Source organism: Butyrivibrio sp. XPD2002 (assembly GCF_000423945.1).
Lineage (GTDB): Bacteria > Bacillota > Clostridia > Lachnospirales > Lachnospiraceae > Butyrivibrio.
The window spans coordinates 157,270-170,416 of record NZ_AUIY01000008.1 but is presented as its reverse complement, the minus strand read 5'-3'; the positions used below and the strand labels follow the sequence as shown (position 1 = coordinate 170,416).

Sequence of the window (13,147 nt, the reverse complement as noted above, 5' to 3'; positions counted from 1 at the left end):
CTTTTAGTTTTCAGATGCCTAAAAAATAAGCGGTAAAAGGGTACCAAATTCATTAAAAGATTCATATATTTCCTTTTGAATTGTTATGATCCGATGAAAGTAAGTGACTAAAAATATAGTATAGGGTATGATACAACTTGGAGGCTTGATATGGACTTATTGAAAAAATTTATACCTTATTACAAACCCTACATTGGGGTGTTTTTGCTCGACCTTTTGGCGGCATCGATATTGTCAATTATAGATCTTGTATTTCCGCAGCTACTTAGAGTTCTCAGGGAGACACTTTTTCTGGAGAGCCCGGAGAAAATAATTGCAGGTATAGGTAAGCTTGCGATTGTACTTTTTATAATGTATACAGTCAGAGCGCTGTGCAAGCACTATGTGACCTATCAGGGACATATGATGGGAGCTCGCATGGAGTCGGGAATGAGAAGTGATCTCTTTGAGCAGTTTGAGAGATTCTCTTTTTCATATTATGATAAAAACAATACAGGCGAGATGATGAGCAAGCTTGTTTCAGACTTGTTTGATATATCAGAGCTTGCGCATCACGGACCGGAAAATATATTTATTTCTGTTGTGAAGCTTGTTGGATCATTTTTGATCCTCATGACTATGAATGTTCAGATGACGCTGATACTGGCAGCAGTTGTGGCATGTATGGCCATCTTTTCATTCAGGCAGAACGGAGTCATGCGCAGAACCTTTTTCGATAACAGGAAAAAGATTGCGGGAATCAATTCATCACTTCAGGATACGCTTGGTGGAATCAGAGTTGTGAAATCCTTTACCGGAGAGGACATTGAGAAGGCTAAGTTTGATAAGAGTAACGATGCTTTTCTTGAATCCAAGAAGGCGAATTACCTGACAATGGCGCTGTTCCAGTCAGGCAACAATTTCTTTGAAGGACTTATGTACATTGCAGTGATCGTGTCGGGCGGTTTCTTTATTGCTAAGGGAACCCTATCGGTTGAAGATCTTGCAGTCTATGCACTTTATATTAATGTATTTATTGCACCTGTTAACGTGCTTATTGAATTTACGGAGCAGCTTCAGAAGGGTGCTGCGGGATTCCAGAGATTCCGGGAGGTCATGGATGTTGTGCCTGAGATAGAGGATGCCCCGGATGCTGAAGAGCTTAAGGAATGCAAGGGAGATGTTGATTATGAGAACGTATCCTTTGCCTATGATGACGAAGAGGAGAGGGTTCTTGATCACATCAGCCTTCATGTTGATGCAGGAAAAAAGGTTGCTATAGTCGGTCCTTCAGGCGGAGGAAAATCCACACTTTGCAGCTTGCTTCCAAGATTCTACGATGTCACCAGGGGCTCTGTGAAAATCGATGGTAAGGACGTAAGAAGCCTTACCCAGAAATCTTTAAGAGGTGTCATTGGTATCGTACAGCAAGAGGTGTATCTTTTTAATGGAACCATTAGGGAGAACATCGCCTATGGCAGACAGGGAGCAAGCTTTGAAGAAATCAGGGAAGCGGCGAAGAAGGCAGACATGGATGACTTTATTTCTTCACTTCCAAATGGTTACGATACTCTGGTAGGTGAGCGTGGAGCAAGGCTTTCCGGAGGCCAGAAGCAGCGCATTGCTATAGCAAGAGTATTCCTTAAAAATCCGCCGGTACTGATTCTTGATGAGGCCACCAGTGCCCTGGATAATGAATCAGAGAGATATATTCAGGAGAGTCTGGACAGACTTGCAGTTGGCAGAACGACGATAACAATTGCTCACAGACTATCTACTATCAGGAATGCTGATGAGATTATCGTTCTTGATTCCGATGGAATTAAGGAGACCGGTAATCATAAGCAGCTACTTGAAAAGAACGGAATCTACGCTAAGTACTATCGTATGCAGGTAGGTACGGTTTAAGTAATTGTTTAGCCGGGTCTTTTCAAGCTTAGTGTAATACTTGGTTCCGTTGAGCGGGACTTTACTACTAACGAGGTAACATACATGTCATTTGCACATTTACATGTCCATACGGGATATTCCCTGCTGGACGGGTCCAACAAGGTTGCGGACTATGTAAAGAGAATAAAGGAACTCGGACAGACAGCCGGCGCTATTACTGACCACGGCGTCATGTACGGAGTTATTGATTTTTATAAGCTGGCTAAGAAGGAAGGCATAAAGCCCATCCTTGGCTGCGAGGTTTATGTTGCGCCGGGATCACGCTTTGAGAAGGAAGCCGGGGTTAATGAGAATAGATATTATCACCTGGTTCTTCTTGCAGAAAATAATAAGGGATATGAGAATCTGTCCCACATCGTCAGCCGCGGATTTACGGAAGGCTATTACTACAAGCCCCGTGTTGACCTTGAGCTTTTGCAGGAATTTCATGAGGGAATAATCTGCCTTTCTGCCTGTCTTGCAGGTGAAGTTCCGAAGGCGATAACCAAGGGAGACCTTGATGAAGCAAGGGCAGCAGCCAAAAGATATGACGACATTTTCGGGCACGGCAACTTTTTCCTTGAGATGCAGGACCACGGAATTCCGGAGCAGGCGAGGGTTAACTCTGCCCTTCTGACACTGTCTAAGGAGCTGGATATTCCGCTTGTTGCAACAAACGACTGCCACTATACCTATGCGGAGGACGCTGAGCCCCACGATCTTCTTCTTTGTATCCAGACCGGTAAGAAGGTCTCAGATGAAGACAGAATGCGCTATGAGGGCGGTCAGTACTACGTTAAGAGCGAAGATGAGATGCGACTTCTTTTCCCGTATGCTCAGGAGGCTATTGAGAATACACAGAAGATTGCTGACAGATGTAATGTCGAGATTGAGTTCGGCGTTACCAAGCTCCCTCACTTCGATGTGCCGGAGGGGTATGACTCATGGACATATCTTAACAAGCTCTGTGACGATGGTCTGAAGGAACGCTATCCCGAGGATGACGGAACCATCAAGAAGCAGCTTGATTACGAGCTCTCTGTTATTAAAAGAATGGGCTATGTGGATTATTTCCTCATAGTTTGGGATTATATAAATTTCTGTAGGGAAAATGGAATTGCGGTGGGCCCTGGACGTGGCTCGGCAGCAGGCTCCGTAGTTTCTTACTGCACTCATATTACAAACATAGATCCTGTTAAGTATGATCTTCTCTTTGAGCGATTCCTTAACCCGGAACGTGTATCCATGCCCGATATAGACGTGGACTTCGAGTACGAGAGAAGACAGGAAGTCATCGACTACGTTACCAGGAAATACGGTGCCGATAAGGTTGTTCAGATCATAACCTTCGGAACATTGCAGGCTAAGGGAGTTATCAGGGATGTGGCGAGAGTATTGGATCTTCCCTACAGCTATGGCGACAACCTCGCCAAGATGATACCTAATGAGCTTAATATAACGCTGTCCAAGGCGCTGGATATGAACCCTGAGCTTCGCGGAATGTATGATTCAGATCCTCAGGTTAAGCATCTGATAGATATGTGTAAAAAGCTTGAGGGACTTCCGAGGCACACATCAATCCACGCTGCCGGCGTGGTTATCTGCCAGAAGCCCGCAGAGGATCTGGTTCCTCTTTCAAGGTCAGCTGAAGGTAACCTCACAACCCAGTTCACCATGACCACCATTGAAGAGCTGGGACTTTTGAAAATGGATTTCCTTGGCCTTCGTACCCTTACTGTAATTAAGGATGCTGCGAGATTTGCAAATGAATCCATCGGAGCAAAGCCGGGAGATCCCAATTACATAGATATGGATAAGATCGACTACGATGACCCTCAGGTTCTTGCTGCGATCGGCAGCGGACATGCAGAGGGTGTGTTCCAGCTGGAAAGTGCGGGAATGCAGTCCTTCATGAAGGAACTTAAGCCCCAGTCTCTGGAGGACATCATAGCGGGAATCTCTCTGTATCGTCCGGGCCCAATGGACTTTATTCCTAAGTATATTTCGGGAAAAAAGGATGCTCAGAACATAACCTACGAAGCACCGCAGCTTGAATCCATCCTTGCTCCCACCTACGGCTGTATCGTTTACCAGGAGCAGGTTATGCAGATAGTTCAGCAGATGGGTGGCTACACTCTTGGACGAGCTGACGAAGTAAGACGTGCCATGAGTAAGAAGAAGCAGCATGTCATGGAGGTCGAGCGAGAGAACTTCGTTAATGGTAACGAGGCGGAAGGCGTTCCCGGATGTAAGGCCATCGGAGTAGAACCTGATGTGGCTAACAGAATCTACGATTCCATGATGGACTTTGCAAAGTACGCCTTTAACAAATCACACGCTGCCTGCTATGCGGTTGTCTCAATGCAGACGGCATGGCTTAAATATTACTATCCCGTTGAGTTTATGGCTGCGCTTATGACCTCAGTCATAGACAATCAGGGAAAGGTTTCTTCCTATATAATGACCTGTCGAAATATGGGAATTGAGATCATGCCCCCTGATATCAATGAGGGCTTTTCAGGCTTCTCAGTAGCAAGAATTGCAAAGCCTGTAGAAATAGCTACTGCTGACGGCTCAAAACCGGTAGCAGATGACAGAACCGCAGGAAAAGCTATACGCTATGCCCTGACTTCTATTAAAGGAGTAGGACGCCCTGTCATCGAATCCGTTGTAGAGGAAAGAGAGCTGGGAGGAAAATTCAGGAATCTCAACGACTTCCTTACAAGAATGGAGCCCTACGGCGACATCAACAAGAGAGCCGTGGAGAACTTTATCAAGGCAGGAGCTCTCGACAGCCTTGGCGGCACAAGAAAGCAGATGATGTGCGTCTACGGAAAAGTGATGGATCAGCTCCATGACAAGAATAAGAACAGCGTCGCAGGACAGATGTCATTGTTCGACTTTGCACCTCAGGAGGTGAAGGAACAGTTCGAGATAAAGCTTCCCGATGTGGGCGAGTACCCCAAGGACATGCTTCTCGAATTTGAAAAAGAGGTTCTGGATGTATATGTATCAGGGCATCCTCTCGAGGAGTACGAGGGACTCTGGAAAAAGCACATAACCGCAAAAACCACGGATTTCTATCTCGATGAGGAGACAGGCGAAGCAACGGTTGAGGATAATTCCACAGTCACTGTCGGTGGAATCATCTCCGACAAAAAGACCAAGTACACCAAGACCGACCAGCTTATGGCCTTCATCACCCTTGAGGACCTTGTTGGAAGCATAGAGGTCATCGTATTCCCCAAGACCTACGAGTCCAACGTGGGAAGACTAAGCGACGACGCCAAGGTATTCATCCAGGGCCGCGTAAACGCCGAAGAGGACAAGGACGCCAAACTCATCGCTTCCAAAATCCAGCTCTTCGACGAAGTACCGAGAACCCTTTGGGTGCAGTTTGATAATAAGGAAGCATATACTAAAAATGAGAAGCTGCTCGAGGAAATATTACTCTCTACCGTCAAAGGCCCCGGCGCTCGCGACCAGGTAGCAGTTTATCTGAAAGATACAAAACAAATTAAAAAACTTTCGCCTTCCTTAAAAGTAAAAGCAAACGACGACACCCTCGCCCTCCTCGCCAACAAATTCGGATCCGACAACATTAGGGTAGTATAAACTATACGCCCCCTTACTCCTTGAATATTTTTGTTTTAGTAAATCACGACGCAGACGAAAACATCCATTAATGAATTATGTTCCGGAGGCATACCATATCTAAAAAAATACTAAATTAATACCCCTACATAATTGCAGATTGCCAAAAATTGCGCTAATATATAAATCGTAAAAGTGACAAAGATTTATCAATAACGAGGTATTACCTGATATGGCAAAAGAAATCAAAACTATCGGAGTCCTTACAAGTGGTGGTGATGCACCCGGAATGAACGCTGCTATCCGTGCGGTTGTTCGTAAGGCTCTTGCAAACGGACTTAAGGTTAAAGGTGTTAAAAAGGGCTACATGGGCCTTCTTAATGAGGAGATTGTTGACATGGAGCGCCGCAGTGTTGCTGATATCATTCAGCGAGGCGGTACAATCCTCGGAACTGCAAGATGTATGGAGTTCACAACTGAGGAAGGACAGAAGAGAGGCGCTGAGATCTGCAGAAAGCACGGTATCGACGGAATGGTTGTTATCGGTGGTGACGGATCTTACAGAGGTGCTCAGAAGCTTTCAGCACAGGGAATCAACACAATCGGACTTCCCGGAACAATCGACCTTGATATAGCATGTACTGATTACACAATTGGTTTTGATACAGCTATCAATACTGCAATGGACGCTATCGATAAGATCAGAGATACATCCTCATCACATGAGCGAGTAAGTATCGTTGAGGTTATGGGACGTCATGCAGGATATATCGCACTCTGGTGCGCAATCGCTAACGGTGCTGACGACATCCTTCTTCCTGAGAAGTATGACTATAACGAGCAGAGAATCATTGATAACATCATTGATAACCGTAAGAAGGGTAAGACACACCACATCATCATCAACGCAGAGGGTATCGGACACTCAGCTTCTATGGCTCGTCGTATCGAAGCTGCTACAGGTCTTGAGACCAGAGCATCTATCCTTGGATACATGCAGCGTGGTGGTAGCCCGACCTGTAAAGACCGTGTATATGCTTCTCTTATGGGATGCTATGCAGCAGATATCCTTACAGCTGGTAAGACAAACCGCGTAGTTGCATACAGAAACGGTCAGTTCGTTGACTATGATATCGATGAGGCTCTTGCAATGAAGAAGTCCATCAACGAGTATCAGTACGAGATCAGTAAGATCCTGTAATTCTTACTCGAATAAACATAAGTGAAAATAGTAAAACCTTCCCGTTGTGGGAAGGTTTTTCTGTAAGGGAAGGGGCTTATGCTTACAAGCACAAACAATTCCAGAGTTAAGAAAATAGCGGAATATTGTAAAAAAGCCAAGGCAAGAAGAGAGGACGGCGTATTCATAGTTGAAGGAATACGCATGTTAAGAGAGGTTCCGCTGGACCTTATAAGAGAGGTCTATGCCACATCACATTTTATGCAGAATCTCTCAAACGTGGACCGCACAGCTATTGAGGCCATACGGATGAGCGACGGAGTGAGCTTCGAAGAGGTGTCGGATGATGTGATGCGCAAGATGGCTGACACCCAGACACCGCAGGGCGTTATCGCTGTTGTAAAGCAGGCAAAGTGGACCATGGAGGACGTGATAAAGGGAGCTTCGGAAGATGGCTCAAAGGAAACGGCACCGCTTATCCTCATCCTTGAAAATATCCAGGATCCCGGGAATCTCGGCAACATGTTCAGAACAGGTGAAGGCGCAGGCGTGACCGGAATCATTATGAGCAGCGATATGGCAGATGTCTATAATCCCAAGGTTGTCAGATCAACTATGGGGGCAATTTTCAGAGTGCCATTTATATATGTAGATTCAATTCCGGACACGGTCAGAGAGCTCCATGAAAAGTGCGGAATTACAAGCTACGCAGCCCATTTAAAGGGTAAGAAGAATTACGATGAAATAGATTACGGCAAAGGAGCAGCTTTTCTTATAGGTAATGAGGGGAACGGTCTTACGGACGAGGCTGCAAATGCAGCTACTGACTACGTTCTCATCCCCATGCTTGGAAAGGTTGAGTCAATGAATGCTGCAACATCAGCAGCAATTCTCACATTTGAGGCAGCGCGTCAGCGCAGGAATGCAAAGTAACACAACAAAAAGGAGGCAAGGTATGACAATAGGATTTATCGGACTTGGTAATATGGCAAAGGCTCTTATGGGCGGAATCATCTCCAAGGGAATCTTCGATCCCCAGGACATCATCGGTTCTGATCCCATGGAGGCAGCAAGAGAAAGTGCTTCAAAGAAATTCGGAATACAGACAAGAGACAACAACTCAGACGTAGCTAAGGAAGCAGACATCGTCCTTCTGGCTGTTAAGCCCCAGTTTCTCAAGGTTGCTATAGCAGACATCATGGATGATATCAATGATAAAAAGCTTGTTATCAGTATTGCGGCAGGTAAGACTCTCGAGTGGATCTCAAAGGAATTTGAGAAGCCTGTAAAGATCATAAGAGTTATGCCTAATACTCCTGCTCTTGTTGGAGAAGGCTGCTCAGCAGTTTGTCCCAACAGTCTTTGCAGCGATGAAGATCTTAACATTGCACTGGAAATTTTGGGAAGCTGCGGCACCGCAAACGTAGTAACGGAGAACCTTATGGACGTTGTGACCGGCGTAAGCGGCTCATCTCCTGCATATGTGTTCCTCTTCATCGAGGCAATGGCGGATGCTGCTGTACTTGGAGGCATGCCCAGAAAGCAAGCCTATGAATTTGCTGCACAGGCGGTACTTGGCAGTGCCAAGATGGTGCTGGAGACTGGAAAGCACCCCGGTGAGCTCAAGGATATGGTGTGTTCACCTGCAGGTACGACCATCGAGGCTGTGAAAGTTATGGAAGAAATGGGCTTTAGAGGCATCGTGATGGACGCAGTGCAGGCGGCTACTGAGCGCAGCAAAGAGTTATAAAAATAGCCATATTCGGAAACGGAATTTGGGTAATAATTAACAAACGAAAAAACGCAATAAATTAATCATCCAGTAATGGCAAGGGCTCCCCGATTTTTGGGGAGTCTTTTTTACGATAATTTTGGTGATAATTTGACAAAATAACATACATTTGTTACAATAGGCAAGTATTTTGTTTTAACATTTTGTAACAATCTTAAAAAGGAAGCAAAAAAGCATGAAGAAAGCAGGCACGTTAATGCAGGGAGTTCTCGCATTCGCAATGGCGATTATTTTACTTGGAACTTCCAATGGCACAACCGTACAGGCAAGAACATCAAATGTCTTGAACAGTAATGATGTAGGAGTGGGTAACCTTCTGAACCCTACAGAAGTTGCTGAGATTTCCGATGAGGAGGTTGCCAAGGCTCACACTTTTGCCCAGGATATAAATGACGAGGCTGATGATGTTGCAGATGATGAGGAGGAAGACGAAGAAGAGGATTCCTCTAAGCTGGTAATGGCTAATGTATCACAGGTTATGAACATTCGTATCGCACCTGATGATAATGCAGAAAAAGTTGGAGTTCTTTATAAGGACTGCGGTGGTAAGATTATTGAACAAAAGGATGGTTGGACAAAGCTTCAGTCAGGTGATGTAGTAGGCTGGGCTAAGGATGATTACCTCCTTTTCGATGAAGAGGCTGAGGAGCTTGCTCAGGAAGTAGGCGTACAGCTTGTAACAAGTAATTGCGAAGCACTTCGTATCCGTGCTGAGGCAGACGAAGATGCAGACGTTTTAGGTGTTATTACAAACGATGGTTTTGTAGATATGGTTGAGGATCTTGGTAACGGATGGATCCAGGTTGATTACAACGATGAGACCGGTTATGTTCAGGCCGATTATGTTGATACTGATTTCAGAATCGACGAAGGCGAGACAATAGCAGCTATCGAGGCCAGAGAGGCTGAAGAGGCTAAGCGCAAGGCTGAGGAAGCTGAGAAGGCAGCTAAGGCTAAGCTTACAGAGAACAGAGGCGCTGTGGCAGCAGGTGCAGATGAGGCAAGACTTCTTGCAGCACTTATCTACTGCGAAGCAGGTAACCAGTCCTATGAAGGTAAGGTTGCAGTCGGTGCCGTAGTTATGAACCGTGTTAAGAGCGGTGCTTATGCAGGAACAATCCCTGGAGTTATCTATGCATCCGGACAGTTCACACCCGCACTTAACGGTACTGTTGACAGAGTATACGCAGGGAACATTCCTGACAGCTGCATCCAGGCAGCTAACGCAGCACTTGCTGGTGAGACCACATGCGGCGGAGCAACTCACTTCAGACGCGCAGGCGGACATGACGGACAGGTTATCGGAGCACACGTATTCTGGTAAAGGTATTATATAAATAGGATTTGTGGTAAAATAAAGCCTGATTATGGATTTTTCCATAGTCAGGCTTCATTATTTATTATTAGGAGGAGTTATCATGGCAGTTAATTTGCACGGAAGAGATTTTCTTAAGTTACTGGATTTTGAACCTGAAGAGATAGAGTATCTTCTTGACCTTGCTGCAGAGTTCAAAGAGAAGAAAAAGAACGGAACTTTGCACGATGAGTATAGAGGAAAAAATGTAGCTCTCATTTTTGAGAAGACAAGCACACGTACCAGATGCTCATTTGAAGTTGCTGCACATGATCTTGGAATGGGAACAACCTATCTTGATCCCAGCGGCTCTCAGATAGGTAAGAAGGAGAGTATCGCAGATACAGCAAGGGTTCTTGCAAGTATGTATGACGGAATCGAGTACAGAGGCTTTGAGCAGACCATAGTTGATGATCTTGCCAAGTATTCCAAGGTGCCCGTATGGAACGGTCTTACAAATGAGTTCCATCCTACACAGATGCTGGCTGACCTTCTCACAATACGTGAGCACTTCGGCAAGCTTAACGGTATTCACATGGTTTACATGGGCGATGCGAGATACAACACAGGTAATTCTCTGATGGTTGCATCAGCAAAGATGGGACTTCACTTTACAACCTGTGCTCCAAAGAAGTACTGGCAGAACGATGAGCTTGTTAATACATGCAAAGAAATCGCAAAGAAGACAGGCGCAGTGATAGATTTCTGCGAGGATCCTATGGAAGCAACCAAGGGTGCTGATGTTATTTCAACTGACGTGTGGGTATCCATGGGCGAGCCCGATGAAGTGTGGGAAGAGAGAATTACTGACTTGAAGCCCTACAGGGTAACATCAGGCATTATGAAAAATGCAGGCGATCAGGCTGTATTTATGCACTGCCTGCCGGCTTTCCACGATCTTGGAACAGGCATCGGCCAGAAAATAAAGGAAAAATTCGGACTTAACGAGATGGAAGTAACTGATGAAGTTTTTGAATCTTCACAGTCCATTGTTTTCCAGGAAGCAGAAAATCGCATGCATACTATTAAGGCGGTTATGTACGCAACAATATGATGAATAAGGATAAAATAGCCGTGGCTCTTACCACCAGGTGGGCAGCCAGGGAGCTGGACTACCGCGACGTGGTTGATTCCACCAACGACATAGCTGATGATGCCGGAAAAAGTGGAAAGGCCAGCGGCTTTTTGGCAGTAGCGGATAAACAGGAAGCCGGAAGAGGAAGCAGAGGAAGAAGCTGGGTTTCACCCTCTGAGAGCAACATTTTCATGAGCATCATGCTAAGGCCTGACATCAGCATGGAAAATGCCCCGGGGCTTACACTTGTGATGGCGCTTTCCGTGGCAGAGGGCATAGAGGATATGCTTAATGACAGCGGATATGAGCTTAAGAGTGGAGACCTTGGAATTAAGTGGCCAAACGATATAGTCTTGAATAAAAGGAAAATCTGCGGTATTTTAACAGAGCTAAAGCCTGCAGCTGATGGCGACTATTATGTAGTTATTGGCATTGGTATTAACGTAAACCAGAAGGCTGAGGATTATCCTTTAGAAATAAGGGAGACTGCGGGCTCAGTTTTTTCAGAGACAGGCGTCATAACTGACAGACCAAGGCTTATAGGAAGGGTTATGCATCACTTCGAGAATAACTATGAGAAGTATGTAGAATCCAAGGATCTGTCCATGCTGAAGGCCGATTATGAAAAGCGGCTGATAAATATAAATAAGGTAGTTAAGATAATTGATCCGGATACGGAGTACGAGGCGACTGCCCTTGGAATTACCAAGGAGGGTGCCCTGGTCGTTAGAAAAGATGACGGCAGCGAAGAAGTCATCAACGCCGGGGAAGTAAGCGTTCGCGGACTTTACGGATATGTATAAATAAATCATACAGCTGTGGCTGCGGAGGTGGATATGCTATTAGCAGTTGATGTAGGTAATACAAACATTACCTTTGGTGTTTTAAAGGGAAAGAATATTGTGGCATCTTTTCGTATGATGTCTCAGACAGCGCATACATCTGATGAGTATGGTAACAACATCATAGCGCTCCTTAGAAACAACGGAATTAATAAGGATGAGATCGATGGAATAATCGTGGCAAGCGTTGTGCCTAACATTATGCATGCGCTGGTTAATTCCATGGTCAAGTATCTTGGAAAGCAGCCCTACATCGTGGGTCCCGGCATCAAGACCGGAATAAAGATCATGACTAAGAACCCCGCTGAGATAGGTCCTGACCTTGTGGTGGGTGCAGTTGCAGCCTATGAGATGTATGGCGGACCTGCAATAGTTGTTGATTTTGGAACAGCGACCACATACGTGCTTGTTACTGAAAACGGCGATTTTACTGCAGGTGTTGTAAGTCCCGGAATCAGAATTTCAGCAAAGGCACTTTGGGAAGATACAGCAAAGCTTCCTGAGATCGAGATCAAAAAGCCTGACAGCATCCTTGCTCAGGAGACCATCAGCTCAATGCAGGCAGGACTTGTTTACGGCCAGATCGGTCAGACCAAGTACATCATAAACGAGATGAAGAAGGAGTCAGGCCTTAAGGATGTCAAGGTAGTGGTTACCGGCGGACTTGGAAGGCTCATCGCAGAAGAGGTCGAAGAGGTAGATGTGTATGACCCCAATCTTTTGCTGCAGGGACTTCGCATCATCTATGAAAAGAACAAGAAGGTTAAGCCTAAGGCGGGAGAGTTTTCAGAAACCGAGTAAGGAATGAGGTCAATATAGAATGAGTAAAGACGACGAGAAGGAAATAAGAAAGGTCTACAGTGAGGAGTCACGCCCCGGCGATGAGGAGAGAGTTCACTCCGACACATTGAATGCCGACAAGGCAAAGGGTAGACGCCTTATCATAAATAAAGAGACTGGTAAGATTACAAACGCTGAGACAGGCGAAGAGGTTTCAGATATTCAGGTGGTAACTGAGGACGGATCTCTTGGAAGCGTGTCAGCAGGTGGAAGGATAATCCTCTGCGGTGCAAATGCCTATGAGATGAAGTACTACTTCAATCCTCTTTTCAAAAAGATTCCCGAGAGCATCCAGAAGGAGCTTCATATTATAAGCGTTCTGTTTACACAGGAAGCCGGCGGAATTTTCACAATTGAGTTCGAGGATGATGGTTCCATTACAATGGAGACTACCAGGGATGACGAGGATATCACCTACGACGAGGTCAGCGCCGGTCTTCTTATCGGAGAGGTCAGAAGACAGAGACAGGATCTCTTCGAGGCACTTCAGATGTATTACAGAGCCATGATCCTTCATGAGGATATGAGCGACATTCTGAGTGAGGATGATGAGTAAGACTGC

At 45.5% G+C, this 13,147-nt stretch carries 10 protein-coding genes; all 10 read left to right on the top strand.

Features of this window, described 5'->3' with window-relative positions; genetic code table 11:
- The first annotated feature begins 150 nt into the window (after nucleotides 1–150).
- Complete coding sequence (locus G587_RS0106100) at nucleotides 151–1,887, top strand: ABC transporter ATP-binding protein (RefSeq protein WP_026491502.1); 1,737 nt, start codon at nucleotides 151–153, stop codon at nucleotides 1,885–1,887.
- A gap of 84 nt (nucleotides 1,888–1,971) precedes the next feature.
- Nucleotides 1,972–5,523 (top strand): DNA polymerase III subunit alpha, encoded by a 3,552-nt coding sequence (locus G587_RS0106095; RefSeq protein WP_026491501.1) that lies wholly within the window; start codon nucleotides 1,972–1,974, stop codon nucleotides 5,521–5,523.
- A 211-nt stretch (nucleotides 5,524–5,734) separates the two neighbouring features.
- Nucleotides 5,735–6,703: a 6-phosphofructokinase gene (gene pfkA / locus G587_RS0106090; RefSeq protein ID WP_026491500.1), complete on the top strand. Its 969-nt coding sequence runs from the start codon at nucleotides 5,735–5,737 to the stop codon at nucleotides 6,701–6,703.
- A 78-nt stretch (nucleotides 6,704–6,781) separates the two neighbouring features.
- Nucleotides 6,782–7,615, top strand: coding sequence for a TrmH family RNA methyltransferase (locus G587_RS0106085; RefSeq protein ID WP_026491499.1), 834 nt, complete (start codon nucleotides 6,782–6,784; stop codon nucleotides 7,613–7,615).
- Between the two features lie 22 nt (nucleotides 7,616–7,637).
- Complete coding sequence (gene proC, locus G587_RS0106080) at nucleotides 7,638–8,432, top strand: pyrroline-5-carboxylate reductase (protein WP_026491498.1); 795 nt, start codon at nucleotides 7,638–7,640, stop codon at nucleotides 8,430–8,432.
- 217 nt (nucleotides 8,433–8,649) lie between these two features.
- On the top strand, nucleotides 8,650–9,798 hold the full coding sequence (locus G587_RS0106075; RefSeq protein WP_026491497.1) for a cell wall hydrolase: 1,149 nt from the start codon (nucleotides 8,650–8,652) through the stop codon (nucleotides 9,796–9,798).
- 94 nt (nucleotides 9,799–9,892) lie between these two features.
- Nucleotides 9,893–10,882 carry an ornithine carbamoyltransferase gene (gene argF / locus G587_RS0106070; RefSeq protein ID WP_035785892.1) on the top strand — a complete coding sequence of 330 codons (990 nt, stop codon included), beginning with the start codon at nucleotides 9,893–9,895 and terminating at the stop codon, nucleotides 10,880–10,882.
- On the top strand, nucleotides 10,882–11,706 hold the full coding sequence (locus G587_RS21650; protein ID WP_196812522.1) for a biotin--[acetyl-CoA-carboxylase] ligase: 825 nt from the start codon (nucleotides 10,882–10,884) through the stop codon (nucleotides 11,704–11,706). The genes argF and G587_RS21650 overlap by 1 nt, the downstream gene beginning before the upstream one ends.
- 33 nt (nucleotides 11,707–11,739) lie before the next feature.
- Nucleotides 11,740–12,546 (top strand): type III pantothenate kinase, encoded by an 807-nt coding sequence (locus G587_RS0106060; RefSeq protein ID WP_026491495.1) that lies wholly within the window; start codon nucleotides 11,740–11,742, stop codon nucleotides 12,544–12,546.
- Nucleotides 12,547–12,565: 19 nt separating this feature from the next.
- Entirely contained in the window at nucleotides 12,566–13,141 is a 576-nt protein-coding gene (locus G587_RS26160) for a DUF6145 family protein (protein WP_242830040.1), read from the top strand.
- Nucleotides 13,142–13,147: the final 6 nt, after the last annotated feature.

Excerpts from the sequence above, each read along its gene's own strand:
- G587_RS0106100 (WP_026491502.1), top strand. The coding sequence starts at position 151 with ATGGACTTATTGAAAAAATTTATACCTTATTACAAACCCTACATTGGG.
- G587_RS0106095 (WP_026491501.1), top strand. The coding sequence starts at position 1,972 with ATGTCATTTGCACATTTACATGTCCATACGGGATATTCCCTGCTGGAC.
- pfkA (WP_026491500.1), top strand. The coding sequence starts at position 5,735 with ATGGCAAAAGAAATCAAAACTATCGGAGTCCTTACAAGTGGTGGTGAT.
- G587_RS0106085 (WP_026491499.1), top strand. The coding sequence starts at position 6,782 with ATGCTTACAAGCACAAACAATTCCAGAGTTAAGAAAATAGCGGAATAT.
- proC (WP_026491498.1), top strand. The coding sequence starts at position 7,638 with ATGACAATAGGATTTATCGGACTTGGTAATATGGCAAAGGCTCTTATG.
- G587_RS0106075 (WP_026491497.1), top strand. The coding sequence starts at position 8,650 with ATGAAGAAAGCAGGCACGTTAATGCAGGGAGTTCTCGCATTCGCAATG.
- argF (WP_035785892.1), top strand. The coding sequence starts at position 9,893 with ATGGCAGTTAATTTGCACGGAAGAGATTTTCTTAAGTTACTGGATTTT.
- G587_RS21650 (WP_196812522.1), top strand. The coding sequence starts at position 10,882 with ATGAATAAGGATAAAATAGCCGTGGCTCTTACCACCAGGTGGGCAGCC.
- G587_RS0106060 (WP_026491495.1), top strand. The coding sequence starts at position 11,740 with ATGCTATTAGCAGTTGATGTAGGTAATACAAACATTACCTTTGGTGTT.
- G587_RS26160 (WP_242830040.1), top strand. The coding sequence starts at position 12,566 with ATGAGTAAAGACGACGAGAAGGAAATAAGAAAGGTCTACAGTGAGGAG.